The 24,441-nt window shown below is 69.4% G+C and carries 32 protein-coding genes and 4 tRNA genes; 14 read left to right on the top strand and 22 right to left on the bottom strand.

What is annotated here, in order from left to right; translation table 11 throughout:
- Positions 1-19 precede the first annotated feature (19 nt).
- Positions 20-811: an isopentenyl phosphate kinase gene (locus tag NO900_RS05745; protein ID WP_256408253.1), complete on the bottom strand. Its 792-nt coding sequence runs from the start codon at positions 809-811 to the stop codon at positions 20-22.
- Positions 808-1,824 (bottom strand): mevalonate kinase, encoded by a 1,017-nt coding sequence (gene mvk, locus NO900_RS05740; RefSeq protein WP_256408252.1) that lies wholly within the window; start codon positions 1,822-1,824, stop codon positions 808-810. Before mvk ends, NO900_RS05745 begins: the two co-directional genes overlap by 4 nt.
- Positions 1,825-1,952: 128 nt before the next feature.
- On the opposite strand from mvk, the gene NO900_RS05735 reads away from it, so the two are divergent.
- Together NO900_RS05735 and NO900_RS05730 are read left to right on the top strand one after the other, a co-directional pair.
- Positions 1,953-2,549: a mechanosensitive ion channel domain-containing protein gene (locus NO900_RS05735; RefSeq protein WP_256408251.1), complete on the top strand. Its 597-nt coding sequence runs from the start codon at positions 1,953-1,955 to the stop codon at positions 2,547-2,549.
- 73 nt (positions 2,550-2,622) lie between these two features.
- Positions 2,623-2,973 (top strand): DUF4870 domain-containing protein, encoded by a 351-nt coding sequence (locus tag NO900_RS05730; protein WP_256408250.1) that lies wholly within the window; start codon positions 2,623-2,625, stop codon positions 2,971-2,973.
- An 81-nt stretch (positions 2,974-3,054) separates the two neighbouring features.
- Here NO900_RS05730 and rpsB read toward each other — a convergent pair whose 3' ends face one another.
- From rpsB to NO900_RS05665, 13 genes are all read right to left on the bottom strand, one after another.
- Positions 3,055-3,867 carry a 30S ribosomal protein S2 gene (rpsB, locus tag NO900_RS05725; protein WP_256408249.1) on the bottom strand — a complete coding sequence of 271 codons (813 nt, stop codon included), beginning with the start codon at positions 3,865-3,867 and terminating at the stop codon, positions 3,055-3,057.
- Positions 3,868-3,883: 16 nt separating this feature from the next.
- Positions 3,884-5,086, bottom strand: a complete 1,203-nt coding sequence (eno, locus tag NO900_RS05720) for a phosphopyruvate hydratase (protein WP_256408248.1) — start codon at positions 5,084-5,086, stop codon at positions 3,884-3,886.
- Positions 5,086-5,262, bottom strand: a complete 177-nt coding sequence (locus NO900_RS05715) for a DNA-directed RNA polymerase subunit K (RefSeq protein ID WP_256408247.1) — start codon at positions 5,260-5,262, stop codon at positions 5,086-5,088. The genes eno and NO900_RS05715 overlap by 1 nt, the downstream gene beginning before the upstream one ends.
- Before the next feature lie 2 nt (positions 5,263-5,264).
- Positions 5,265-5,459 (bottom strand): DNA-directed RNA polymerase subunit N, encoded by a 195-nt coding sequence (locus tag NO900_RS05710; protein WP_092564719.1) that lies wholly within the window; start codon positions 5,457-5,459, stop codon positions 5,265-5,267.
- Positions 5,460-5,471: 12 nt separating this feature from the next.
- Positions 5,472-5,870, bottom strand: coding sequence for a 30S ribosomal protein S9 (locus tag NO900_RS05705; RefSeq protein ID WP_144796565.1), 399 nt, complete (start codon positions 5,868-5,870; stop codon positions 5,472-5,474).
- Positions 5,864-6,310 (bottom strand): 50S ribosomal protein L13, encoded by a 447-nt coding sequence (locus NO900_RS05700; protein ID WP_256408246.1) that lies wholly within the window; start codon positions 6,308-6,310, stop codon positions 5,864-5,866. Before NO900_RS05700 ends, NO900_RS05705 begins: the two co-directional genes overlap by 7 nt.
- Positions 6,307-6,660, bottom strand: a complete 354-nt coding sequence (locus NO900_RS05695) for a 50S ribosomal protein L18e (RefSeq protein WP_256408245.1) — start codon at positions 6,658-6,660, stop codon at positions 6,307-6,309. Before NO900_RS05695 ends, NO900_RS05700 begins: the two co-directional genes overlap by 4 nt.
- Before the next feature lie 39 nt (positions 6,661-6,699).
- Positions 6,700-6,784, bottom strand: a tRNA-Leu gene (locus NO900_RS05690).
- 164 nt (positions 6,785-6,948) lie between these two features.
- Positions 6,949-7,701 (bottom strand): DNA-directed RNA polymerase subunit D, encoded by a 753-nt coding sequence (locus tag NO900_RS05685; RefSeq protein ID WP_256408244.1) that lies wholly within the window; start codon positions 7,699-7,701, stop codon positions 6,949-6,951.
- Between the two features lies 1 nt (position 7,702).
- Positions 7,703-8,092, bottom strand: coding sequence for a 30S ribosomal protein S11 (locus NO900_RS05680; protein WP_004046448.1), 390 nt, complete (start codon positions 8,090-8,092; stop codon positions 7,703-7,705).
- A 6-nt stretch (positions 8,093-8,098) separates the two neighbouring features.
- Entirely contained in the window at positions 8,099-8,626 is a 528-nt protein-coding gene (locus NO900_RS05675; protein WP_256408243.1) for a 30S ribosomal protein S4, read from the bottom strand.
- The gene (locus NO900_RS05670) at positions 8,623-9,144 is read right to left on the bottom strand and encodes a 30S ribosomal protein S13 (protein WP_256408242.1); all 522 of its coding nucleotides are present in this window, start codon (positions 9,142-9,144) and stop codon (positions 8,623-8,625) included. Before NO900_RS05670 ends, NO900_RS05675 begins: the two co-directional genes overlap by 4 nt.
- 57 nt (positions 9,145-9,201) lie before the next feature.
- A tRNA-Ser gene (locus NO900_RS05665) sits at positions 9,202-9,287 on the bottom strand.
- Positions 9,288-9,523: 236 nt separating this feature from the next.
- Here NO900_RS05665 and NO900_RS05660 point away from each other — a divergent pair.
- From NO900_RS05660 to NO900_RS05635, 6 genes are all read left to right on the top strand, one after another.
- Positions 9,524-10,564, top strand: a complete 1,041-nt coding sequence (locus NO900_RS05660) for a zinc-binding dehydrogenase (protein WP_256408241.1) — start codon at positions 9,524-9,526, stop codon at positions 10,562-10,564.
- Positions 10,554-10,910, top strand: coding sequence for a DUF7977 family protein (locus NO900_RS05655; RefSeq protein WP_256408240.1), 357 nt, complete (start codon positions 10,554-10,556; stop codon positions 10,908-10,910). Before NO900_RS05660 ends, NO900_RS05655 begins: the two co-directional genes overlap by 11 nt.
- 140 nt (positions 10,911-11,050) lie before the next feature.
- The gene (gene cmk, locus NO900_RS05650; protein WP_256408239.1) at positions 11,051-11,629 is read left to right on the top strand and encodes a (d)CMP kinase; all 579 of its coding nucleotides are present in this window, start codon (positions 11,051-11,053) and stop codon (positions 11,627-11,629) included.
- Positions 11,630-11,654: 25 nt separating this feature from the next.
- Entirely contained in the window at positions 11,655-12,653 is a 999-nt protein-coding gene (locus NO900_RS05645) for an RNA-guided pseudouridylation complex pseudouridine synthase subunit Cbf5 (protein ID WP_256408238.1), read from the top strand.
- A gap of 98 nt (positions 12,654-12,751) precedes the next feature.
- A tRNA-Pro gene (locus NO900_RS05640) sits at positions 12,752-12,822 on the top strand.
- Positions 12,823-13,036: 214 nt separating this feature from the next.
- Entirely contained in the window at positions 13,037-14,539 is a 1,503-nt protein-coding gene (locus NO900_RS05635; RefSeq protein WP_256408237.1) for a replication factor C large subunit, read from the top strand.
- Between the two features lie 24 nt (positions 14,540-14,563).
- On the opposite strand, the gene NO900_RS05630 is transcribed toward NO900_RS05635, so the two are convergent.
- Positions 14,564-15,658, bottom strand: coding sequence for a sensor histidine kinase (locus tag NO900_RS05630; RefSeq protein ID WP_256408422.1), 1,095 nt, complete (start codon positions 15,656-15,658; stop codon positions 14,564-14,566).
- A 252-nt stretch (positions 15,659-15,910) separates the two neighbouring features.
- Between NO900_RS05630 and NO900_RS05625 the strand changes: the two genes are divergently transcribed.
- Positions 15,911-16,984 carry a zinc-dependent alcohol dehydrogenase family protein gene (locus tag NO900_RS05625; protein WP_256408236.1) on the top strand — a complete coding sequence of 358 codons (1,074 nt, stop codon included), beginning with the start codon at positions 15,911-15,913 and terminating at the stop codon, positions 16,982-16,984.
- A gap of 4 nt (positions 16,985-16,988) precedes the next feature.
- Here the strand turns inward: NO900_RS05625 and NO900_RS05620 are convergent, their stop codons facing one another.
- The 6 genes from NO900_RS05620 to NO900_RS05595 all read right to left on the bottom strand — a co-directional run bounded on the left by NO900_RS05620 (position 16,989) and on the right by NO900_RS05595 (position 22,082).
- Positions 16,989-17,915 (bottom strand): amino acid ABC transporter permease, encoded by a 927-nt coding sequence (locus tag NO900_RS05620; RefSeq protein ID WP_256408235.1) that lies wholly within the window; start codon positions 17,913-17,915, stop codon positions 16,989-16,991.
- On the bottom strand, positions 17,915-18,664 hold the full coding sequence (locus NO900_RS05615; RefSeq protein WP_256408234.1) for an amino acid ABC transporter ATP-binding protein: 750 nt from the start codon (positions 18,662-18,664) through the stop codon (positions 17,915-17,917). Before NO900_RS05615 ends, NO900_RS05620 begins: the two co-directional genes overlap by 1 nt.
- A complete protein-coding gene (locus NO900_RS05610; protein ID WP_256408233.1) occupies positions 18,661-19,458 on the bottom strand; it encodes an amino acid ABC transporter permease in 798 nt (265 codons plus the stop codon). The genes NO900_RS05615 and NO900_RS05610 overlap by 4 nt, the downstream gene beginning before the upstream one ends.
- A 1-nt stretch (position 19,459) precedes the next feature.
- Complete coding sequence (locus NO900_RS05605) at positions 19,460-20,266, bottom strand: basic amino acid ABC transporter substrate-binding protein (protein ID WP_256408232.1); 807 nt, start codon at positions 20,264-20,266, stop codon at positions 19,460-19,462.
- Positions 20,267-20,325: 59 nt separating this feature from the next.
- Positions 20,326-21,162, bottom strand: a complete 837-nt coding sequence (locus tag NO900_RS05600) for a COX15/CtaA family protein (RefSeq protein ID WP_256408421.1) — start codon at positions 21,160-21,162, stop codon at positions 20,326-20,328.
- Positions 21,163-21,626: 464 nt separating this feature from the next.
- Complete coding sequence (locus tag NO900_RS05595; protein WP_256408231.1) at positions 21,627-22,082, bottom strand: DUF5814 domain-containing protein; 456 nt, start codon at positions 22,080-22,082, stop codon at positions 21,627-21,629.
- A gap of 181 nt (positions 22,083-22,263) precedes the next feature.
- Between NO900_RS05595 and NO900_RS05590 the strand changes: the two genes are divergently transcribed.
- The 5 genes from NO900_RS05590 (at position 22,264) to NO900_RS05570 (ending at position 24,441) form a co-directional block, all read left to right on the top strand.
- Positions 22,264-22,336 (top strand) — tRNA-His (locus NO900_RS05590).
- A gap of 55 nt (positions 22,337-22,391) precedes the next feature.
- On the top strand, positions 22,392-23,498 hold the full coding sequence (locus NO900_RS05585; RefSeq protein ID WP_256408230.1) for a tyrosine-type recombinase/integrase: 1,107 nt from the start codon (positions 22,392-22,394) through the stop codon (positions 23,496-23,498).
- 2 nt (positions 23,499-23,500) lie between these two features.
- The gene (locus NO900_RS05580; RefSeq protein ID WP_256408229.1) at positions 23,501-23,758 is read left to right on the top strand and encodes a hypothetical protein; all 258 of its coding nucleotides are present in this window, start codon (positions 23,501-23,503) and stop codon (positions 23,756-23,758) included.
- Between the two features lie 110 nt (positions 23,759-23,868).
- Positions 23,869-24,024: a hypothetical protein gene (locus tag NO900_RS05575; protein ID WP_256408228.1), complete on the top strand. Its 156-nt coding sequence runs from the start codon at positions 23,869-23,871 to the stop codon at positions 24,022-24,024.
- A gap of 6 nt (positions 24,025-24,030) precedes the next feature.
- A complete protein-coding gene (locus tag NO900_RS05570; protein WP_256408227.1) occupies positions 24,031-24,441 on the top strand; it encodes a hypothetical protein in 411 nt (136 codons plus the stop codon).

Here is a 24,441-nt window from a genome sequence, read left to right as displayed (position 1 = left end):
GGGGAGCCGCCGACGCCGGTCAGTCGATCCGGGTCCCCGCGTCCTCGCCGCGCAGGAACGGCGCCAGCCCCTCGGCGCCGAACACGTGGGCCGGGGCGTCGAGCGCCAGGAGCTCCCGCACCTTCGCGGCCATCCCGCCGGAGACGTCGGTCGCGTCGCTCGCGCCGAGCGCGTCCGCGACCGCCTCGAAGTCGTCGATCGCGGGGATCACGTCGCCGTCGCCGTCGAGGACGCCCGGGACGGTCGAGCAGACGCCGACGCGGCGCGCGCCGAGGCCGGCCGCGAGCTCGACGACCAGCTCGTCGCCCGAGACCACCGTCACCCCGGCGCCCGCGGTCGCGACGCCGTCGCCGTGGAGCACCGGGACGAACCCCTCGCCGAGCAGCGTCGCCGTCGACGAGAGCGGCAGGTCAAGGGCGCCGTCGACCCCCTCCGGGCGGGCCGCGAGCGACAGGGGATGGACGGGCGCCGCGGGCACGTCGCGGTCGTGGAGCCGGTCGAGCACCGCCCGGTTCAGCGCCGTCATCGCGCCGTGGACGTCCGTCACCGCCGCCGGGTCGCGGGTCCCCGCGCTCGTCGACACGCCGTGCTCGCTGGCGTGGTGGTGGCCGAAGCTCCCGCCGCCGTGGACGACGACGAGGCGCTCGACCGTCCCGTCGGCGAGGGCGTCGGCGACCGCGTCGCAGGCGGCCGCGAGGGCCGCCTCGTCGAGCGTCTCCGGCCGGTCCTTCTCCGTGATCAGGCTCCCGCCGAGCTTGAGCACGACGGGGGGGTCGCCGTCCGCCTCGCCCGCTCCGGCGTCCGCGCTCACGGCTCCACCACCCGGACGCCCTCCGTCGCCAGCTCGGCGCGGAACGCCTCCTCGCAGCCCTGCGTGAAGGAGAGCGCGGTCTCCGTCGCGTCGCTCGCGTCGAGGGCGACGATGCAGCCGCCGCCGCCCGCGCCGGTGAGCTTCGCGCCGTGCGCGCCCGCGTCGCGAGCGGCCCACACCATCGCGTCGAGCGAGCGCGCCGAGACGCCGAGCGCCGAGAGCAGGCCGTGGTTGAAGTCCATCAGCTCGCCGAGCTCCGCGAGCAGCGCCGCCGGGGGCTCCTCCCCGGGCGCGGCGTCCGCCAGCAGCGCCTCCCCGGTCCGGACGAGGTCGCCGATCGACTCGACGGCGTCGGCCGCGAACCCGTACTCCTCGCGGAGCGCGCCGACGCCGGCCACGAGCTCGCCGGTGTCGCCGGCGCCGCCGTCGAAGCCGACGACGAGCGGGAGGTTCGGCGCCTCGATCGGCTCGCAGTCGTCGCCCTCGACGCGGACCGCGCCGCCCGTCGCCGAGCAGAACGTGTCGGCGCGCGAGGCCTGCCCGTCCTGCACCTCGTACTCGGCGCGGTACGCGCGCTCGGCGAGTTCGCGTCGGTCCAGCGGCTCCCCGAGCGCCCGCGTCGCGGCGTCGATGCCGGCGACGACGACGGCCGCCGACGAGCCGAGGCCGGCCCCGAGCGGGATGTCGCTCTCGACGGCGATGTCGAAGCCGGCGTCGGGGGCGTCGGCCGCGTCGCGCGCCTGCTCGACCGCGGCGTCGACGTAGCCCATCGCGGCCTCGACCAGCGGCGTCGGCACGTCGACGTCGGGGCGGTCGCCGGTGCCGCCGGAGTACTCCACGGTGAAGCCGTCGAGCGAGAGGTCCTCGGCCTCGACGCGCACGTGGTCGTCGTCGCGCGGCTCGACGCTCACGGTCGCGCGTCGCTCGATCGCGGCCGGCACGGCGGGCTCGCCGTAGACGACGGCGTGTTCGCCGAAGAGGTACACCTTCCCCGGCGCCTCACAGACGGTCATACGAACTCCCTCTCTCCGGGGGCTTACAGGCGTTGCGCTTGGCGGGGCGTCCCCGCCGGCTCCGGAGCGGGACGGCGAGGCCGGCCGACCCCGCCACCTTTTCACCGCCGGCCGTCGTCGTGCGCGCCATGACGACGCTCCCGTCGCTGCTGACGCGGTCGGTCGCGAACTTCGTCGAGGGGTTGGCGGTCGCGATCCCGCGACTGCTCTCGGGGCTGATCTTCCTCGCGCTGGCGTACCTGACGGTGCGGGTCGTCCTCTCGCTGGTCCGGACCTCGATCGACCGGATCTACGTCGGCGACCGCGAGCTCGTGGGCGACCTCATCGCCACGCTCGTGGCAATCTTCCTGTGGTTCGGCGTCGCGCTGACGTTCCTGAAGGTCGTGGGTATGGGCGACATCGCGGCGAGCCTGGGCACCGCCGTCGGCTTCATCGCGCTCGGCGTCTCGTACGCGCTCTCCGAGATGATCGAAGACACGGTCGCGGGCGTCTACCTCCTCCGCGACCCCGACTTCAACGTCGGCTACCGCGTCGAGGCGAAGGGCGTGACCGGGACGGTCGCCGCGATCGAGCTCCGGAAGACCCGGATCGACACCGACGCCGGCGACCGGATCGTGATGGCGAACCGCGAGATCGAGCCCCGCTGGACCCACGACGTGCCGGCGGCCGAGGCCGAGGTCGGCGGGGACGACACCGGCGGGGACGAGCCGGCGGCGGCCGACTGAGCGGTGTGGGACCGCTCACCGCCGCCGATGTCTCCCAAAGCTTATGAATTAGCTCCGAAACCGACCGTTCGCTATGTCAACACCGGCCGCCGAGACCGACGACGAGACCGTCGAGGGCGACACGACGCTGGCGGCGCTGTCGCACGCGTCGGCGCTTTTCGCCTCGTTCCTCGGTCCGATCCTGTTCCTGGTCCTCGCGGACGACGGGGACGAACTCGTCGAGCGGAACGCGAAGAACTCGCTGAACTTCCAGATCGTCGTCTTCGTCGCGCTGCTGATCGCCGGCGTCCTGAGCTTCGTCTTCATCGGGCTCCTGCTCTTCCCGATCGTCGCGATCGCCGACGTGGTCCTGGTGCTCATCGCCACGGTGAGGGCCAACGACGGGAAGGTGTACTCGTACCCGTTCACTCCGGAGATCGTCTGAGCGCGTCGCTCCGCCGGTCGGTTCACCGGCGGCTCGCGGGCGGTGCGGGCGAACGGAAATCGAACTCGAAAAGCGACCGCGTTACAGCTCGTCCTCGAAGTCGTCGAGGGCGAACACGGTGTCGGCGCCGCGGCGGTCGAGCGTCTCGTTGGCGAGCAGCCAGTAGACGACCGACAGCGCGCGTCGACCCTTGTTGTTCGTCGGGATGACGAGGTCGACGTTCGACAGCTGGTTGTTGGAGTCGCACATCGCGATCACCGGGATGCCGACGGTGATGGCCTCCTTGACGGCCTGCGCGTCGCCGATCGGGTCGGTCACCACGACGACGTCCGGCTCGATGTAGCCGGCGTAGTCGGGGTTCGTCAGCGTGCCGGGGATGAAGCGCCCCGTGCGGGCGCGGGCGCCGATGGCGTCCGCGAACTTCTCGGCCGGGAACCGGCCGTACTGCCGCGAGGACGTGACGAGGATCTGCTCGGGGTCGTAGTTGGAGAGGAAGTCCGCCGCGGTGCGGATCCGCCGGTCCGTCGTGCTCACGTCGAGCACGTACAGGCCGTCGTCGCGGACGCGGTGGATGAACCGCTCCATGTCCTTCGTCTTCTGCTGCGTCCCGATGTGGACACCGGCGGAGAGGTAGTCCTCGACGGGGATCAGCAGGTCGACGTCGTCGTCGGGCATGACGTCGTCGTCGAACGGGGAGGCCTCCTCCTCGTCCGGGTCGTCGTCGCCTGCGGTCGCCTCGGCGTCGTCGTCGGTCTCGGCGTCGGCGGCCGCGTCCTCCGCGGCCGCGTCGGCGGTCGGTTCCTCGGTCGTGTCGGCCTCCTCCTCGACCGCCGCGTCGACCGCCTCGGTCTCCGCGTCGTCGTCGAGTTCGACCGCGTCGTTGTCTTCGCTCATGCGTGGTGTGGACCCGTCATACCGCGTCGTCCGCGATGCGGATCAGTTCGTTCAGCTTGGCGGTGCGCTCGCCGCCGACCGTGCCGGTCTTGATGAAGCCGGCGTCGGTCGCCACGGCGAGGTGTGCGATGGTCGTGTCCTCCGTCTCGCCCGAGCGGTGCGAGATGACCGTCTCGTACCCGTTTCGGGCGGCGAGCTCCACCGCGTCGAACGCGTCCGACAGCGTCCCGATCTGGTTCGGCTTGATCAGGATGCTGTTGGCCGCGCCCGCGTCGATCCCCTCCCGCAGGCGCTCGACGTTGGTGACGAACAGGTCGTCGCCGCAGATCAGCGTCCGATCGCCGACCCGGTCGGTCAGCGCCGCGAACGCCTCGTAGTCGTTCTCGTCGAGCGGGTCCTCGACGTACGCGAGGTCGTACTCGTCGACGAGGCCGGCGACGTACTCGATCTGCTCGTCGGTCGACTTCGCCTCGTCGCCGTAGACGTACGCCTCTCGGTCGTCGTCGTACAGCTCGGCGGCCGCCATGTCGAGGCCGAAGCGGATCTCGAAGCCCACTTCGTCCTCGACGCGGTCGACAGCCTCGTCGACGACCTCGAACGCGTCGGCGTCCGAGATCGGGGGCGCCCACGCGCCCTCGTCGCCCTTCGCCGCGGGCACGCCGCGCTCGTCGAGCACGTCCGCGACCGCCGCGTGGACCGCGGCGTTCGCGAAGACGGCCTCCGAGACGCTGGGCGCGCCGACGGGCGCCGCGAGGAACTCCTGGATGTGCGTCGCCTCCTTGGCGTGCTCCCCGCCGCCGACGACGTTGCCGAGCGGGACCGGGAAGTTCTCGCCGCGGAACGCGCCGCCGAGGTGCTGGTACAGCGGCGCGCCGAGCACGTCGGCGGCGGCCTTCGCGGCCGCCATCGAGATCGCGACCGCGCTGTTGGCGCCGATGTTCGAGAAGTCGTCCGTGCCGTCGGCCGCGCGGAGCGCGGCGTCGACGGCGCGCTGGTCGCCCGCGTACAGCCCTTCGAGACGGGGGACCGCGTGTTCGCGGGCCTTCGCGATCGACTCGCCCGCGGGCAGTTCGATCGCCTCGTACTCGCCGGTGGACGCCCCGCTGGGCGCCGCCCCGCGGCCGAAGCCGCCGGACTCGGTGAGCACGTCGGCCTCGACGGTCGGGTTCCCCCGCGAGTCGAGCACGCGACGCAGCGAGACGCCGGTGATGCGGGTCATCAGCTCTCCCTCCGGACCGTGAACGGGAGCGCGCCCGCGTCGTACTCCTCCGCGGCGACGAGGATGGGCTCCGTCTGGTCCGTGTCGATCAGCACGGGCGCCCCGTACGACACCTGCAGCGCTCGCGCGCCGAGGATGCGTGCCTTCTCGTATCGATTGTATCGCTGTGTTGACATTGTTACTGGTACGGCGAGACGACGTCGACGAGGTCGCGGTGGCTGACCATCATCCGGCGGCAGCAGTGCCGGTCGACCCCGAGGTCGTCGAGCACGTCGCCCGGGTCCTCGTCGCCCTCGCGGGCGCGCTCCTTGAACTCCTCCCAGTGTTCGCCGATGACGTTACCGCACGTGAAACACCGGACGGGGATCATCATGACTGGATCACCTCAGCGGTAGGACTTCTGGTAGCGGGCACGCGCGCCGGGTCCGCCCCACTTCTTGGGTTCGGACTGGCGCACGTCGTTGACCAGCAGCGTGCGGTCGAAGTTCATGTACGCGTCGCGCAGCTCGGCGTCGCCGAGGTGCTGGACGAGGCCGCGCGCGATGGCGGTCCGCGTCGCGTCGGCCTGGCCGCTGAAGCCGCCGCCCTCGACGTTGATGTCGATGTCGACGCCGTCGCGGAGCTCCTCGCCCGCGATGCGGAACGGCTCCAGCATCTTGAGCCGCGCCTGTTCCGGTTCGACCAGCTCGACTGGCTGGGAGTTGATGCGAACGCGGCCCTCGCCGTCGCGCACGGTGGCGCGGGCGACGGCCGTCTTCTTCTTGCCTGAGGTGTTAGTTACCATGTGACGTTGGCTCCCAGAGACTCGGAGATCTCCCCGAGCGTCGTGAACTTGATGTTCGAGAGGCGGTCGAGCGAGGTGCCGTCGAGGACGACGCTCTCGACGTCGTCGCGCTCGTAGGGATTGCCCACGTAGACGCGGACGTTCGAGAACGCCTCGCGGCCGTCCTCCGTCTTGTACGGCAGCATGCCGCGGATGGCGCGCTTGAAGATCCGGTCGGGGCGCTTGGGGTAGTACGGCCCGCTGTCGGAGCCGAGCTCCGCGCGGGTGTGGTACGTCTCCATCGTCGCCTCCTCGTTGCCGGTGATGACCGCGCGCTCGGCGTTGACGACGGCGACCGTCTCGCCGTCGAGGACGCGCTGCGCGACCTTCGACGAGACGCGACCGAGGATGCAGTCCCGCGCGTCGACGACGACGTCCGCGTCGATCTTCGCGAGACTCATCGGATCACCCGGACGTCGCTCCCTTCGGGGTTCTGTTCGATGAACTGTTCGAGCGACACCGCTTCGCCGGCCCGGTCGATCTTCGTGCGGGCGGTGCCCGAGAAGTCGACGGCGGCGACGGTGACGTTCTTTTCGAGCACACCGCTGCCCAGCACCTTGCCGGGGACGACGACCGTCTCGTCTTCCTGGGCGTACCGTTCGATACGGCCCAGGTTGACCTCAGCGTGCGTGCGCCGTGGCTTCTCCAGTCGGTCGGCGATATCCTGCCACACGTTGGCACCGGAATCTCGCGAGACCGACTTCAGATCGGCGATGAGGTTCTGTAGTTTCGGATTCGTCTTGCTACTCATAGCTGTCCCTCCTGAGTCGGAGAGTTCGTGAAAACGGAGTGCAGGGAGCAGGATTTGAACCTGCGGACCTCTACAGGACAGCGCCCTGAACGCTGCGCCGTTGGCCTGACTTGGCTATCCCTGCGTGCACTCCTGCGTAACCCGGCTCCCTTCAAACCACTTTCGGTCCCGGCGTCGGGGCGACCCGACGCGGGCTCGACGCGACCCGACGCGGCGTCGGATCGGGCGGCGCCGCGGCTCCGTGCAGGGGCGAGCGCCGGCCGCGTGGTTCGAAGGTCCGTCATTACGTTAGACCGCGACTTTCGTCTGTAGTTCGTCCGCGCGCTCCTCGATGGAGTCGATCGCGCGGAGCAGCAGTTCCTCGACGCTGAACGACCCGTCCGTCTCGATGTGGAAGACGAACGCGCCGGGGACGTCCTCGACCGCGACCTCCTTGCCGGGGAACCGCTCCGAGAGGTCGTTGTCGAACTCGTCGGTGAGCTCTATCGACCCGTCGGGCGCCTCGATGACGCCGCGGAGGATGTTCGGCTCGTCGTCGTCGAACTCGCCGCGGTCGCCCTCGACCGAGACGCGCTGGAGGTGGCGGTAGCCGACCGAGACGCCGCCCTGGTGTTTGGCGTGCTCCTTGCCGGTGTTCAGCACCGCGTCCGCCTCGAACTCCAGCCGCTGTCCCTCCTTCAGCTCGATGATCGGGACGTTCTCGTCGGCGACCTCGACGAGCGGGTCGGCGCTCTCGATGTCGCCGGAGTACGCCGTCGCCGGGCCCTCGACGTCGAGCGCGAGGGTGACCTCGTCGCCGACCTCGAAGTCGTCGAGCGGCGTCGTCAGGGGCACCAGCCCCAGCCGGAGGCCGATCATCTCGTCGAACATGACGGAGGAGTTCTCGACGAACCGGACGGTGTCGATCGAGAACGTCGGGACGTCGGCGATCATCGCGCGGCGGATGCCGTTCGCGAACGCCGGCGTGAGCCCGCGGATCAGCACCCGCGCGCTGCGATCGTCCCGTTCGACGTACTGGACGTCGAAGTCGTCTTCCGTCATGTCAGACTCGCTTGTTCTTCGGCGCCTTCGTCCCGTCGTGCGGGATCGGCGTGACGTCCTCGATCCGGCCGATCTCGACGCCCGCACGCGAGAGCGCGCGGATCGTCGCCTGCGCACCGGGACCGGTGGACTTGTTGAGGTTGCCGCCCGGGCCGCGCACGCGAACGTGCACGCCCTCTAGGCCGGCGTCCTTGACGCGCTCGGCGACGACCTCCGCCATCTGCATGGCGGCGTACGGCGACGCCTCGTCGCGGTTCTGCTTCACCACGGTGCCGCCGGACGACTTGGCGATCGTCTCGGCGCCCGTCTCGTCGGTGACCGTGATGAGCGTGTTGTTGAACGACGCGTACACGTGGGCGATGCCCCACTTTCCGTCCTCGGATTCACTCATGGTAGATTACTCCTGTGACTCCGCGCGCTCGGGGTGGAGATCGTCCGCGAGCGGGCTCGTCTCGTCGAAGGCGATGGCGCCCTCGTCGTCCACGTCGACCTTCACCGATGGGCGCGTGACGCGCGCGCCGTCGACGGTGATGTGGCCGTGGACGATGAACTGGCGGGCCTGCTGGGTCGAGGACGCGAACCCCTGCCGGTAGGCGACCGTCTGGAGGCGGCGTTCGAGCAGGTCGGTCACGTCCAGCGAGAGGACCGCGGAGATGTCGTCGTTGTCGCCGAGGATGCCGATGCGGCGGAGCCGCGCGACGAACTCCGAGCCGGCCTCCTGGGCGGCGTCGACGTCGCCCTGGGCCTCGCCGAGCAGGCGACGCGCCTCGCGTCGCATGCTGCGCAGCTCGGACTGGGCGCGCCAGAACTCCTCTTTGTTCTTCAGACCGTACCGCGAGAGGAGGTCTGACTCCTCGGCGATCCGCTCGCCCTGGTACGGGTGGTTCGGCGTCTCGTATCCCTTCGTGTTCTTGCCGGTGCTCATTCGTCGTCACCCGCCTCGTCTTCCGCCATCTCCTCGCGGATCTCCTCGACGTTGACCCCGATGGTCCCCTCCGAGCGACCCGTGGACTTCGTGCGCTGGCCGCGTACCTTCTGGCCGCGCTTGTGGCGAACGCCCTTGTACGATTCGATGACCTTCATCCGGTTGATGTCGTGGCGACGCTTCTCGCTGACGTCGGTGCCGACGAGGTGCGTCGTCTCCCCGGAGTAGAAGTCGTTCTGTCTGTTCGTCATCCACGACGGGACGTGGTCTTCGAGGTTCTCGGCGATGTCGACCACCGCGTCGATGTCCCCCTCGTCGAGGAGGCCGAACGTGGCGTTCTTGTCCACGTCGGCCTTCTCGGCGACCAGCCGCGCCGTGCGCGTGCCGATGCCGTCGAGTTCGGACAGGCTTCGCTCGACCGTCTTCGTCCCGTCGAGGTCCGCGCCCCCGATCCGGACGAAGTACTGGAGGTCTTCCTCCTCCTCCGGCGAGTCGTCCTGTGGTTCTTCCGTGCTCATGTGTTGGTTGTGGTGAGCCCTACCGGCGCGAATCCGGCGGTGCTCGGTCCGTTCGAGCGTTGCGGCGGGGATTCGAACCCCGGAGGCAGTGACGCCACAGAGTTAGCAACCCTGCGCCTTGGGCCAGGCTTGGCTACCGCAACTCGCGTCGTATCGTCGCCCTCGCGGACTCGGGACCCGGCGCCCCTGCAGTTCGTGCATCCGTACGGTCCCGCTTTCGCTACTTAAACATCACGGAAGGGCGGGGCGAGTGCGTCCGGTTCCCACGGGTGTGAGGCGTTGGCACGGGGGGACGGGGACCGCCGTCGGAGAGACGCGGACCGCGCAGGGAGGTTCCGTTTGGCGTACTGTTTAGTGGATGCCCCGGGTGGTCCGATCCATGAAGGCCGTCCAGTTCGGTTCCCACGGCGACCGCGACGTGATCGAGTACGGCGAGTTCCCCGACCCCGAGCCCGACCGCGGCGAGGTCCTCGTCGACGTCAAGGCGGGCGCGCTGAACCACCTCGACGTCTGGACGCGTCGCGGGATGCCCGGGATCGACCTGGAGATGCCGCATATCCCCGGCAGCGACGCGGCCGGCGTCGTCGAGACGGTCGGCGAAGGGGTGACGCGGTTCGAGCCCGGCGACCGCGTCGCCGTGAGCGCCGGCGTCTCCTGCGGCGAGTGCGAGTTCTGTCGCCACGGCGAGGAGTCGCTGTGTCCCTCGTTCCACATCATCGGCGAGCACGTCCGGGGCGTCCACGCCGAGCGGGCGGCCGTCCCCGCGGAGAACCTCGTCCCCGTCCCCGCGGGCGTCGACTGGGAGGTCGCCGGCTCCGCCTCGCTCGTCTTCCAGACCGCGTGGCGGATGCTCCAGACTCGCGCCGACATCGAGGCGGGCGAGACAGTCCTCGTGCTCGGCGCCTCCGGCGGCGTCGGCCACGCGGCGGTCCAGATCGCCGACCACGCGGGCTGTGAGGTGTTCGCGACCGCCTCCTCCGAGGCGAAGCTCTCGCACGCCGAGGAGTGCGGCGCCGACCACGTCATCGACTACGAGGCGAACGACTTCGCCGAGGAGATCGCCGAGCGGACCGGGCGCCGCGGCGTCGACGTCGTCGTCGACCACGTCGGCGAGGCGACCTACCCGAACTCGCTGAAGTCGCTGGCGAAGGGCGGCCGGCTCGTCACCTGCGGCGCGACCACCGGCCCGAACCCCGACGCGGGGCTCAACCGGATCTTCTGGAACCAGCTGTCGGTCATCGGCTCGACGATGGCGACGCCCGGCGAGGTCGACGATGTCCTCGAACTCGTCTGGGACGGCACCTTCGAGCCGCGCGTCCGCGACACCCTCCCGATGAGCGAGGCCGCGCGCGCCCACGAGATGATCGAGAACCGTGAGGGCTTTGGCAAGGTAGTGGTAAGGCCCGACAGTGAGCTCTGAGACCGACGCCGACGGGAGCGCGGACGGCGGCTACGTCCACGTCCCGGACGGCGAGAGCGGGGAGCGCCCGGCCGGCGAGGAGCCGGTCGCGTCGGGGTCGGACGCCGGCTCCGTCACCGCCGAGGGGCCGACCGCCGACGGCTTCGGCCGGAAGGGGTGGGCGCTGACGGCCGTCCTGTTCACTTGCGTCCTCGTCATCCCGGGGATCATCTACCTCTACCCGTACGCGGCGGGCTGGTTCGGGCTGCCGTTCTTCGCGACGTACCTCGCGCTCCCGCTCGTCCCCGCCGTCCTGCTCGGCCTCGTCGCCGTCTGGTCGATGACCGCGGCGACGCGGAACCGGTAGCGAGGGACGCCGCGACAGGAGCGACGTCGAATCCCGGTCGCCAGCGAGCACCGGGCGAACGTCGCCCACGGGAACTGAACGAACGTCGCCCGCGAGCGCCGAACGACAACCGTTTTGAACGACACCCGCGCAGTAGCGGTATGTTGATCACCGTCTCCGGCCCGCCGGGCAGCGGGAAGAGCACGAACGCCGCGGGGCTGGCCGACCGCCTCGGCGTGGAGCACGTCTCCGGCGGCGACATCTTCCGCGAGATGGCGGCCGAACGCGACATGACGCCGGTCGAGTTCAACGAGTTCGCGGAGGAGGACCCTCGGTTCGACCGCAAGCTCGACCGACGCCTCCGCGAGACCGCGGAGACCGGCGACGAGCTCGTCCTGGAGTCGCGGCTCGCCGGGTGGCTCGCGGCCGAGCACGCCGACTTCCGGTTCTGGTTCGACGCCCCCCTCTCGGTCCGCGCCGAGCGGATCGCGGAGCGGGAGGAGAAGCCCGTCGACCGGGCGCGCGCCGAGACGGAGCGCCGCGAGGCGTCCGAGCGCAAGCGGTACCGCGAGCTCTACGGTATCGACGTCGACGACCTGTCGATCTACGACGCCGCGTACAACACCGCCCGCTGGCCCCCCGACCGCTTCCTCGACGTGCTCGTCGCCACCGTCGAGGCGTACGACCCCGCGGCCGACGAGGGGAAGGCGCCCATCGAGGGCGTTCGCTACGACTTCTGAGTCCGCGACGAGACGGAGTCTACCAATGACCGACACAGCCGGCGACGACCCCGCATCCGCGAACGATCCGGGCGGGTCCGCCGACGACCCGCTCCGAGCCCCGCCCGGGGAGCGCTCGGTCCCCGAGCTGCTCCGCTTCGGCGTCGTCAACGTCGACAAGCCGGCCGGCCCCTCCTCCCACCAGCTCTCCGCGTGGGTGCGCGACGCGGTCAACGACGCCCTCGCCGCGCTCGATCCGGGAGGCGACCCGATCGACGGCGTCGCCCACGCCGGCACCCTCGATCCGAAGGTCACCGGCTGCCTGCCGACCCTCACCGGCGACGCGACCCGAGCGGCTCAGGTCTTCCTGGAGGGGAGCAAGGAGTACGTCTCGGTCCTCGAACTCCACGGGTCGCCACCGGACGACTTCCGCGAGATCGCCGCCGAGTTCGAGGCGGAGATCTACCAGAAGCCGCCGCGGAAGAGCGCCGTGACCCGACGGCTCCGGACGCGGACGATCCGCGCGCTCGACGTGCTGGAGGTCGAGGACTGGCGAGCGCTCCTCCGGATCCGATGCGAGTCGGGGACGTATATTCGGAAGCTGTGTCACGACATCGGTCTCGCGACGGGGGTCGGCGCGCACATGGGCCACCTCCGTCGGACCGCCACCGACCCGTTCGACGACCGCGATCTGCACCCCTTACAGGACCTCGTCGACGGCCTCGCGTGGGCGCGCGACGGCGACGAGTCGCTGCTGCGCGAGGTCGTCCGTCCCGCCGAGGAGGCGCTGGTGCACCTCCCGTCGGTCACGGTCGCGCCCTCGGCGGCGCGCAGCGTCGCCACCGGCGCGCCGGTGTACGCGCCCGGCGTCATCGGCGCGGACGCGGGGGCGGCGGCCGATCCGGACGCGAAGTCCGGAGACGGCGACCCGCCGCTCGTCGCCTGCCACACGCCCGACGGCGCCGCGGTCTGTCTCGGGCGGCTCGTCGGCGATCCGGACGCCGACTCCGGCGTCGTCGTCTCGCTGGAACGCGTCCTCCTGTGATCGCGTCGCCGCGGGTCCGGATGCGGACGGGAGCGGGGGCGACGGCGAGTGAAGCGAAGTCCTTAATTACCGTACCGCCGTTTTTCCGCGTGTAGCCAGGGACCGTGGGGTAGTGGTATCCTATGCGGATGGGGTCCGTATGACCTGAGTTCAACTCTCAGCGGTCCCACTTCGACTTTTCAAAACGGGAGCGGCGGCGGTGCCGTCGGCGAACGCTCTCAGACCCCCTCCACGAGCCGCTCTGCCTCGTCGAGTCCGACGGCGACGCCGTCGTCTCCGGCGACGGGACGTACGAGGGGGTCGCTCCCCTGCACGATCCGAGGAGGCCGTCCGGCGAGCGACCCTCCGGAACCACTAAACGCCGCAGCGACCTACCGCCGGTAATGGCCGATTGGACGGAGAAGTACCGCCCGAGCACGCTCTCGGAGGTCCGCGGCAACGACAAGGCCCGCGACGCGTTCGCGGAGTGGGCGCGCTCGTGGGACGACCACCGCGAGGCCGTGGTCCTCCACGGGAGCCCGGGCGTCGGGAAGACGAGCGCGGCCCACGCGCTCGCGAACGACATGGGGTGGGAGACGGTGGAGCTGAACGCCTCCGACCAGCGCACCGCCGACGTCATCGAGCGCTCGGCGGGCCGTGCGGCGCGCAACGCCACCCTCGGCGGGAGCGCGGCCGGCGGCGGCGCGAGCGGCGGCGACACCGCCTCCCGCCAACTGGTCATCGTCGACGAGGCCGACAATATCCACGGCAACTACGACCGGGGCGGCGCCTCGGCGATCACGGAGCTGGTCAAGGAGTCGGGGCAGCCGATCGTGCTCATCGCCAACGACTACTACGACATGTCGCGTGGGCTCCGGGACGCCACCCAAGAGATCGAGTTCCGCGACGTCTCCGCGCGCTCCATCGTCCCCGTCCTCCGGGACGTCTGCCGGAAGGAGGGGATCGAGTTCGAGTCCGACGCGCTCGAACGGATCGCGGAGCGCAACCGCGGGGACCTCCGCGGCGCGATCAACGACCTGCAGGCCGCCACGGAGGGCCGCGAGTCGATCGCGATCGGGGACGTGGTCACCGGCGACCGCGACAAGGCGCTCGGGCTGTTCCCGTTCCTCGACGCGGTCCTGAAAGAGGAGTCGGCGGAGGAGGCGCTGCAGTCGGCGTACGCCGTCGACGAGACGCCCGACGACCTCACGAAGTGGATCGAGAACAACGTCCTCGACGTGTACGACCCGGCGGAGTCGGTCCGGGCGTACGACTGCCTCGCGAACGCCGACGTGTGGCTGGGCCGCGTGCGCGCCACCCAGAACTACACCTACTGGCGCTACGCGACCGACAACGCGGCCGCCGGGGTCGCCGCCGCCCGCGACGGGGAGAAGGGGGGATGGACGCGCTACGGTCGCCCGCAGTTCTGGAGCTCCTCGGACGCGACCGCCGACGAGGTGGTCGGACGGATCGCGGCCAGAAGCGGCTGCAGCGTCGCGACCGCGCGCCGCGAGGTGCTCCCCTTCCTGGAGGCGGTCACGCACCACTGCAAGCCCCGCGAATTGACGGTCGCGATGGCGGCCGCCTACGACCTCGACGAGTCCGGCGTCGCCTTCGTCACCGGCTCCGGCGAGTCCACCAACAAGGTCGCGTCGATCGTCGAGGACGCGCAGGCGCTCCGCGAGGAGCGCGTGGAGGACCACGCCGAGGGCGCGTTCGCCGGCGGGGCGCGGGGGGCCGAGGGCGTCGACGCCGACGCGGAGGGGGCCGGCGCCGCGGGCGCGGACGGGGGTTCGAATCCCGACGGCGACGACGCGCCCGCGACGGACGACGCGGTCGGCGCGAACGGTACGGACGGCGAGGAGAGCGAGGACGACGGACAGGCGGGGCTCGGGGACTTCGTCTGAACGGCCGTCGCCGCGACCGCGGCGCTACTCCGTCGACGAGCCGCCGAAGCCGGTCGCGACGTCGCCCCCGTCCGCCTCCGTCGGGTCGGCGCTCCCGTCGACGACGTCGACCCCGTCGAACTCGAACCGAGCACCGCTCCGCCGGCTCTCGGTGGCGGACACCGACCAGCCGTGGGCCTCGGCGATGCGCTCGACGATCGCGAGCCCGAAGCCGGTGCCGTCGTCCGCGCTCGTCCGTCCGGGCTCGAACACCGACTCCCGCTCCGAGGGGTCGATCCCGGAGCCGTCGTCCGCGACGTAGAACCCGTCCGCGGTGACGCCGACCGAGACGCGGAGCGACGCGTCCGCCGACCCGTCGTCGCCGACGTCTCCCCCGACCGCACCGGACACCTCGCCCGGCGAGCAGTCGTCGGGCGCCCCGTGTTCGATCGCGTTTCGGAAGAGGTTCTCCAGCGCCTGTCGGAGCCGGCTGCGGTCGCACTCGACCCACGGGAGCGAGTCCTCGACGACGAGCGTCGCGTCCGATCCCGACCCCGCCGTCTGCCACGCCGCGTCGACGACGGAACGCAGGTCGACCGTTGCGGTCTCCTCGACGGAGCGGCCCTCGCGCGCGAGCGCCAGAAGATCGGAGATGAGGTCGTCCATCCAGTCGAGCGCGTCGTGGGCGCGGTCGAGCCGCTCGTCGGCCGCCTCGCCCCCGAACTCCTTCGCCAGCTCGACGTTGCCGACGGCGACCGAGAGCGGGTTGCGGAGGTCGTGCGAGACGACGCTGGCGAACTCCTCTAACCGCTCGCGCTGTCGCTCCAGCTGACGGCGGCGCTCGTCGCCCTCGCTCGCCGGGAGGAGGTAGCCGACGACGTCGCCGCTCCCGTCGGAGCGCCCGCGCTCGCGGACCCACGTGGGGTCGTCGTCGCCGAGCGCGAGGCGATAGGTGACGTCGACCGTCTCGCCGTCGAGCGCCGACCGGAGGCGCTCGCGGTCGGCCTCGGCCGTGGCCTCCAGCCAGCCGGTCCGAGGGAGGGCGTCGACGTCCAGTCGAGGCTCGCCGGCGGCCTCGACGACGAACCGGGTCGGGTCGCCGTCCGGCCGCCGGTAGGCGACGCCGGGCCGACGCTCCATCGATGGGCGCACGCATGAACGGCTATCTTGTAGAATAATAAACCTTACCTAAATATCAGTTTTCTGACGTTCAGTATCAACGGATATCTCTTCGGAATCAAGTCGAATAAGGACGAAAAGAGAGGTTTTCGGCCCGTTACGCGAAACCGTGACGTGTAGTGTCAGTACCTGTATGCGTGTCCGACGCGGGCCGACTCGGATTCGACCGGAATTCGGGAGGGTTTTACGCCGCTTCGCTCCCTCCCTCGGCCCATGCGCGCGGCGATCCTTCGCGAGTACGGCGAACCGCTTGCGGTCCGCGACGTCCCCGCTCCCCAGCCCGGACCGGACGAGGCCGTGGTCCGCGTGGCGGCGTGCGGCGTCTGCCGGAGCGACTGGCACGCCTGGATGGGCCACGGCGAGTGGGCCGACGACCGCGTCCCGCGGGGGCAGGTGCTCGGTCACGAACCCGCCGGCGAGGTGGTCGCCGTCGGCGGCGAGGTCGACCGGTTCGGGCCGGGCGACCGCGTCGTCGTCCCCTTCTCGCTCGGCGACGGCACCTGTCCGTACTGCCGCCGGGGCGCGGGCAACGTCTGCGCCGACGGGCGCGCGCTCGGCTTCGAGGCCGCCGCGCCCGGCGCCTTCGCGGAGCGGGTCGCCGTCCCGGCCGCCGACTACAACCTCGTCGAGCGCCCGCCGTGGCTCGACGCGACCGCCGCGGCCGCGCTCGGCTGCCGGTACATGACCGCCTACCACGCGCTCGCCGAGCGGGCGGGCCTGAGCGGGGGCGACCGGCTCGCCGTCCACGGCTGCGGCGGCGTCGGCCTCTCGGCGGTCCAGCTCGGCGACGCGCTCGGTGCGCGCGTCGTCGCCGTCGACGTCGACGACGACGCGCTGTCGCTCGCGGGCGACCTCGGCGCCGACCGCCTCGTGAACCCGGAGTCGCCGTCGGCGGAGCCCGTCCCCGAGCGGATCCGCGAGCACACCGACGGCGGCGCCGACGTCTCGATGGACGCGCTGGGGATCGCAGAGACGTGTCGAAACTCGGTCCGGTCGGTCCGCCCGCGCGGAACCCACGTGCAGGTCGGGCTCACCACCGACGCCGAGCGCGGCGAGGTGTCGCTGCCGACCGACTGGATGACGCGCTGGGAGGTCTCCTTCCTCGGCGCGCGCGGGATGCCGCCGACGAGCTACGGCGACCTCTTCGACCTGATCGAGGCGACCGATATCGACCCCGGCGCGCTCGTCGCCCGGGAACTGTCGCTGTCGGACGTCTCCGACCGGCTCGCGGCGATGGACGAGTACGGGGTGAAGGGCGTGGAGGTCGTCACCGACTTCGAGGGGTGACCGGTCACCGGTCCCGGTCCGCGCCCAATCCCGGGATCGCGACGCGGGCGTCGACGCGCTCCATGACCTTCGAGGCCGTGAGCACTAAGGCGAGGTACATGACGCCGAGCACGAGGAAGATGGCGGTGTACCGGAACGTGTCGGTGGCGACCTGGTCCGCCCGGTAGTAGAGCTCCGGGACGGTGATGAAGCCCGCGAGCGACGAGTACTTGATCAGGTAGACGAACTCGTTCGTCCACGAGGGGATCGCGTACCGGAGCGCCTGCGGGAGCACCACGTAGTAGATCGACTCCACCTTCGAGAGCCCGATCGCCCGCCCGGCGGTGATCTGGCCCTCGTCGACGCTCTCGACCGCGCCGCGGATGTACTCCGCCTGGTAGGCGGCCCCGTTGAGCGTGAACCCTAAGATCGCGACCCAGACCACGTCGCGCGCGAAGACGCCGGAGAGCGCGCCGGGCACGTACGCCGCGAGGTTCAGCCCGTAGTAGAGCACGAACAGCTGCGCGAGGAGCGGCGTGCCGCGCAACAGCTCGGTGTAGCCGAGCGAGAGCCACGCCGAGAACCGGCCGTACACCCGCGCGACCGCGAGCGGCACGGCGATGACGAAGCCGCAGACGAGGCTCACGCCGGTGATGACGACCGTGAGCCACGTCCCCTGCGCGAGGACGGGGGTGAGCCCGATCACGAACGCGGCGTCGGCCGCAACCGCGGCGAGGCCGGGGACCGCGCCGAGGGCGGCCTCGACGGCGGCCGGCGAGACGAGCGGGTCGCCGACGGGGACGAGCGGTCCGCCGAGCCACCGGTTGACCCAACTGACGGCGAGCCAGCCCCAGAACAGCGCGCCGGCCGCGACGAGGAGGACCCGGCCGGCGGACGCCTCCGCGTCGGCCGCGCGCTCGGCCACCGTCTGCGGCCTCGTCGCCCCCGCCATCAGTCGTGGCTCGCGATGCGTTCGAGGAAGCGGCCGGTCCGCTCCCGCTCGGGCCGTTCGAACAGCTGTTCCGGCGGGCCGCGCTCGACGACGCGGCCGTCGTCCAAGAAGACCACCTCGTCGGCGACCGCCCGCGCGAAGCTCATCTCGTGGGTGACGACGAGCATCGTCATCCCCTCCTCGACGAGCCCGCGCATCACCTCTAACACCTCGCCGATGAGCTCCGGGTCGAGCGCGCTCGTCGGCTCGTCGAACAGCATCAGCTTCGGCTCCATCGCCAGCGCGCGGGCGATCCCCACGCGCTGCTGTTGCCCGCCGGACAGCTCCGCCGGGTACGAGTCGAGCTGGTCGCCGAGGCCGACGCGCTCCAGCTGGGCCGCCGCGCGGTCGCGGGCCTCGTCCTCGGAGAGGCCGAGCACGCGCCGCGGACCGAGCGCGACGTTCCCGGTCGCGGTCAGGTGCGCGAACAGGTTGAAGCTCTGGAACACCATCCCGACCTCGCGGCGGAGCTCGTCGACGTCGGTGTCGGGCGCGAGCACCTCCTCGCCGTCGAGCGCGATCGACCCCTCCTGGGCCTCCGCGAGCCGGTTGACGCAGCGCAGCATCGTCGACTTCCCGGAGCCGGACGGGCCGATCAGCACGGTGACGTCGCCGCGGTCCATCTCGAAGGAGACCTCGTCGAGCACCTGCTCGTCGCCGTACCACTTCGAGACGTCGGTCACCCGGAGGAACGCGTCGCCGTCACTCATGTGGACTCGCCCTCCGGGATCGCGTAGTGGCTGCCGAGGCGGTCGAGCGCGCGGTTCGTCGTGAACGTGAGGACGAAGTAGATCGCACTGATGAACAGGATGACCTCCAACACCGCGGTCGTCCGCTGCGTGAAGAGGTCCGCCCCGCGGGTCAACAGCTCGGCGAGCCCGATCGCGAAGACGATGCTCGTGTCCTTCAACACGATCGTGAACTCGTTCTGGAACCCCGGGATCGACCGCCGGAGCGCCTGCGGGACGACGACGTAGCGGATCGCCTCGAACCGCGAGAGCCCGATCGACCGCCCGGCCTCCAGCTGGCCGTCGTCGACGCTCGCGAGCGACGCCCGGAAGATCTGCGACTGGTACGCCGCGCTGCGGAGTCCGAGCCCCAAGATCCCGGCCGAGACCGCCGGCGAGATCGACGCGACGCCGAGGTTCACCTGCGGGACGCCGATCACGAAGTACATCACGAGGAGGATGACGACGATGGGCGTCCCGCGGAGGACGACGCCGGCGCCGCTCACGAGCCGCTTCGGGAGCCCGCCGCCGTACACCTCGACCGCGCCCGCCGGGAAGCCGACGAGGAAGCCGAGGAGGATCGACGCCGCCGTGAGCCCGACCGTCAGCAGGGCGCCCCCGGCCAGGTAGTCGGCGTTCCGGAAGACGAACGCCCAGTCGGCCGCCTCGCCGACGAGCCAGACGGCGCTCGCGGCCGACGGCGCGCCGGGGGGAACGACGCCGAGGGCGCCGAGGCTACCGGACGCGGCGAGCGCGAGCGACCCCGCGGCCGACATCCTACTCCTGCCCGAACCAGGTGTTGGTTATCTCCTGGTACGTCCCGTCGTCGCGGACGGTCGCGAGCCCGTCGTTGAGCGCCGACTGCAGCTCCGACTCGCCCTGCCGGAGGCCGAAGCCGAACCGCTCGCCAGTCTCCTCGATGAACGCGATCGTCACAGCGCGCTCCGCCGCGAACGTCTCGGCGACCGGGTTGTCGACGACGACGGCGTCGATGTTCTCGTTCGCGAGGTCCTCGACCGCGAGGACGTAGCTGTCGTACGTGGAGAAGTCGTCCGCCGAGATGATCTCCTCGTCGACGAGGTTCGACTCCACCTGGTCGGCGCCGGTCGTCCCGGACTGCGCGCCGACGCGGACGCCCTCGAAGTCCGCCCAGCCCGACGGCTGGAAGTCGCCCCCCTCGCGTACGAGGATCGCCTGATCGGACTCCCAGTAGGGGTCCGAGAAGGCGATCGTCTCCTGGCGGTCCTCGGTGATCGTCATCGCGGCCGCGATCACGTCGATCTCCTCGTTCTGCGTGAGCGCGGGGATGAGCCCGTCGAAGTCGAAGGTCGCCCACTCGTCGATCTCGTACTCGGTCTCCTCGACGACGGCCTCCAGCAGGTCGATGTCGAAGCCGACCAGCTCGCCCTCCTGCTGCATCTCGAACGGCGGGAACCCCGGCGCGGTGCCGGGGGTGATCGTGGTATCGCCGCCGCCGCTCTCGCCGAGGCACCCGGCGACGCCGGAGAGCCCGACGGCGCCCGCGCCACCGGTCAGCTTCAGGTAAGTCCGACGACTCACGTCTGTTTCCGTACGGTATGACATATCGGTGGGAGAACGTGGACCGATTTCAACCTTTCCTCCGCGAACGGCCGACCGTCCGGTCAGTCGCCGCCGATCGGGGCCGAGCCGTCGCGCACCTCGTCGGCGTCGCGCGCGACCCACGCCGCGCCGGCCGCGAGCGCGACGGCGACGCCCAGCGCGACGAGGTTGATCCGCTCCCAGACCGCGGTGTACAACACCAGGTCGCGGCCGAGGAGCAGCGTCGCGACGAGCGCGGCCATCGCGCCCGCGGCGAGCAGGCGGACGGTGCCGGCCGCGTCGCGGCTCACGCCCGCGTAGCCCGACCGGACCGCCTCGGTGGCGAACGCGACCGTCGCGACGAGGCCGAGGTGGCCCGCGAGCCCGGCGGCGTAGAAGCCCGCCTGCGCGCCCGGCGAGTACGTGACGAACGGGACCGCCCGCGAGAAGACCGCGCTGGCGGCGATCCCGGCGACGCCGACGGTCGCCGCGATCCGGAGGAGGCGCGCCGACCCGCGGCCGCCGCCCCAGATGGTCGCCAGTCCGAGCAGCGTGAAGATCGTCAGCGCGACGATCAGGTGGGCCGCGTGCGTCGAGACGGTGTAGCCGCCGGGGACGAGGCCGCCGACCGTGACGGTGATCGCGCCGACGGTGATCTGCAGCGGGAGGATCGCGACCGCGAGCGTCGCGGCGAGCCGCGTCCGGCGGTCGAAGCTCCCGAGCCACGTCCAGCCCGCGGTCCCGATAATGAGGAAGCCGGTGACCATCGCCCACGCCCGGTGGAACCACTCGATGAAGTCCGGGTTGATCGTCAGCGCGGGGATGAGCCGGTCCGAGCAGAGCGGCCACTGCGCCTCGCACGCCAGTCCGGAGCCGGTCGCCGCGGTGTAGACGCCGAGCGCGAACAGCGTCAGCGTCATCGCCGTCGTCGCCGCCGCGTATCGCCTGAAGGTCAGCCACGCGGGCCGAAGACTCATTACCCGAGTTCGGGCGCGAGCGCACTTAGACCGTTCGGACGCTCCACGCGGACGGGAAGACGAATCGGCCGTGACCGACGTCATTGTTTATAAATGGAACCGCGGTGGCGCGTGCCGGTGAGCGGCCGCCGAGGGCGGCCGCGAGTCGCACGCGCGAGGGACGCCGCGAACGCCCGAAGGGCGTGAGCGGCGAGGTTGGGGAGGTGTGAGGTGCGGTTGTGGTGCCGTGCGGGAGGGACTCAAAGGGGCAGCCGGGAGGCGGGGGCTTTGGAGGTGTTCTCCGCCGATCCACAATCAGTCATTTATAAGCGAGGGGCTGGGGCTCTGTGGGCGTCCGTCGCGCAGTCGCTGGCGACGGGTTATAAATAATCGACGAGACCAGCAGAACCGCGGCAGCAATAAACGGCTTATCCCGATAGTTCGCGCTTCGCGCGTCGCGCTCGGTCGGACATCTCCTCGTTGCCCTCGACGTCGGCGAGGGTCTCGACGGCCTCCAGGTTCCGCACCGCGTCGTCGAGGAACGAGAGCACGTCGCCGGTGTACGCGTACACCATGTAGTCGTCCGTCATCACGTCCACGATCGCCTGCGGGCCGAGCCCCTCGGCCCGGAGCTCCAGCACGTACCGCATGAACTTCTCCTCCGGGCAGCCGCAGTAGGGGTTCGCCTGGCAGTCGCAGTCGAGGAAGTCCTCGGCGAAGTCGAGGATCCGGTCGCGGGTCGTGGAGTCGAGCTTCGAGAGGCCGTCGCCGGTGAACAGCATGTCGAGGGTCGCGCCGGCGAACGCCCCCTTCGGAATGTTCGTCTCCAGCTGAGAGGCGAGCTGCCGGTGGTTCTTCACGTAGATCTTGTCGGTGAACGCCACGGGTGCGCCGACGTACGCCGGCGGGCAGTAAAAACGGCGCGGTGCGTCGACCTCGTTCGCTCGGGGGACGAACCGAGACGACCCGAAGCGACTCTGCACGATCACCGGACGCCACCGCGTCACACGCCCGTCCGGGAGTCGTAACCGTTATTTATCGAAGCGAGGTAGGTATCGACGCGTGTCCGGGTTAGGGTAGTGGACTATCCTTCAGCCTTGTGGAGGCTGAGACGCGGGTTCGATTCTCGCACCCGGACCTACACGGCGGAGCCGTGTGGCGTTTTCACCGGTTCTCAACACAACGAGAACCATATGTCTCAAGTCAAAAAGGCGGGTATCCGGGTGGTCCCAAAACCGTCCGAAGCATACCTGTCACAACGTCAGTTGACCGACTACCGAGAACACCGAGAACGCCTCATCGGCTGGATGGTAAACATCGGAAAGGATCCCGACCACGGAGACGGATATGCCTACGACACCGCGAACGGACGAGCATACCGACTCGACGCCTTCTACCGGTTCGTGTGGGACGAAGAAGACCGCTATACTACCGAGATCACACACGATCACGCAGACGCCTACATGAGGAAGCTTGCCTACGGAGATACCTCTCAGGAGAACAAGGCAAGCCACCTGAAAGCGGTTAAAATGCTGTTCCGCTGGCGCGCGCACACGCTTGACGGAGAAGAGTGGGAACCAGAAATCACGTTCACCACGAACACCGGGAACACCAATCCCAAGGACTTCCTCACCCGCGAAGAGCGGAGTGCCGTCAGAGAGGCCGTACTGGAACACGGGAGCGTTCCGAGCTACAACAACCTCACACCTGAACAGCGCGACCGATGGAAGATACACCTCGCACAGCGCTTTGAGAAGCCCAAGAGAGACGTAGGTCCCGACGAGTTCAAACAGGCCAACTCGTGGAAGATCCCGAGCTTGTTCTGGACCGCGCTCGATACTGGCTTGCGTCCGGTAGAGGTCAAGCGGGCGAAAGTCGATTGGGTAGACGTTAGGAACTCTCTCTTGCGGATTCCCAAAGAGGACTCTTCCAAGAACACCGACAATTGGACCGTCTCCCTCACGGATCGTACTGCGAACGCACTCGATAGATGGCTCACCGAGAGACAACAGTACGACAAGTATCTGGATTCGGATTCCCTGTGGCTCAATCGGTCGGGGAATCCGTACCAGTACTACTCTCTGAACCGTCTGTTTCGACAAGTCTGCGAGACTGCGTGTATTCCCTCAGAGGGACGCACGTTCTATTCGATCCGCCACTCGACGGCGACCTACATGGCCCGGGAGGAAGACTTGGGAGCGGCACAGGCTCAACTAAGGCACAAGAGCGCTCAGACGACTATGCGATACGATCAGGCACCGGTAGAAGACCGACGCGACGCGCTGAACCGGATGGGATAACGATGACAGAGATCAATATTGACACCGAAGAGATCGAGGCACTCACCGAAGAATACGTTAGCTGTGGAACTCCCAAACGGCGTCGGGAGATAGAGATAGAGCTTCTTGAAGTGACCCTTTGGAAGGCACTTGAACGGGAGAACGGCCGCGCATTTGCGGAGTTCTCTGAGGAAGAAATGGAACTCATCTCTGACGCTATAGAGGGAGATGATCCTGACGTGAGTAGACTGGTTCGGAGACCATTCTTAGATAACCTGTAAATAACTAAGGGTAATATCTTAATCGGCCCAATTTTAATGGGAGAACGACGGCGGTTCGGCTCAGTCCAGCGAGGATAGCTCAGGAGAGGCTTCGGGGAGTACCGAGAGTGATGGGGTCGTCCAGCACCTCCGGCTCTTCTGACGGCCCTGTGGCGGAGTTCTACGAGACGTGTAAGGAGCTGTCCATCGACACGGAGTCAGTCGTGGCTGAACAGCTCAAGGACACAAGCGACAAAAATATTATGAGGGAACCGACAACAAATTGATATTGTATGGATCCGGATTTCCCCGCTTCGGTGCCAGTTTGTAATGACATGGATGAAAAGAATGAGCAATACCAGAGAGCGAAAAATGAACAGAGACCCTTCCTCGCCGTGGTTGATGACGATGATCTTCCCGGTTGGCAAGCAATCTACGTAATGGGTACTACTGGTGAAGATAGACGAAACTGGTACTATCTTACCGAAGAGGGTGTGGAAATTGCTGAAGAGCGGCGGAGTACTGCTGAGACACATCGCCAACACGATTCTTGGGTATCTACTTGTTCTAAAACTCGTGGAGAATTACACGGACTTTCAAAAGATGACGCCGAATACCTCGCAGATCGTTTCGCAGAGATTGTTTGGAATACAGAGTATTGGAAAGAGGTAACCCCACGTGAAATATTCCAAGGTGAATATTAA

The organism is Halorubrum rutilum (genome assembly GCF_024494565.1).
This window is presented reverse-complemented; position numbering and strand designations above follow the sequence as displayed.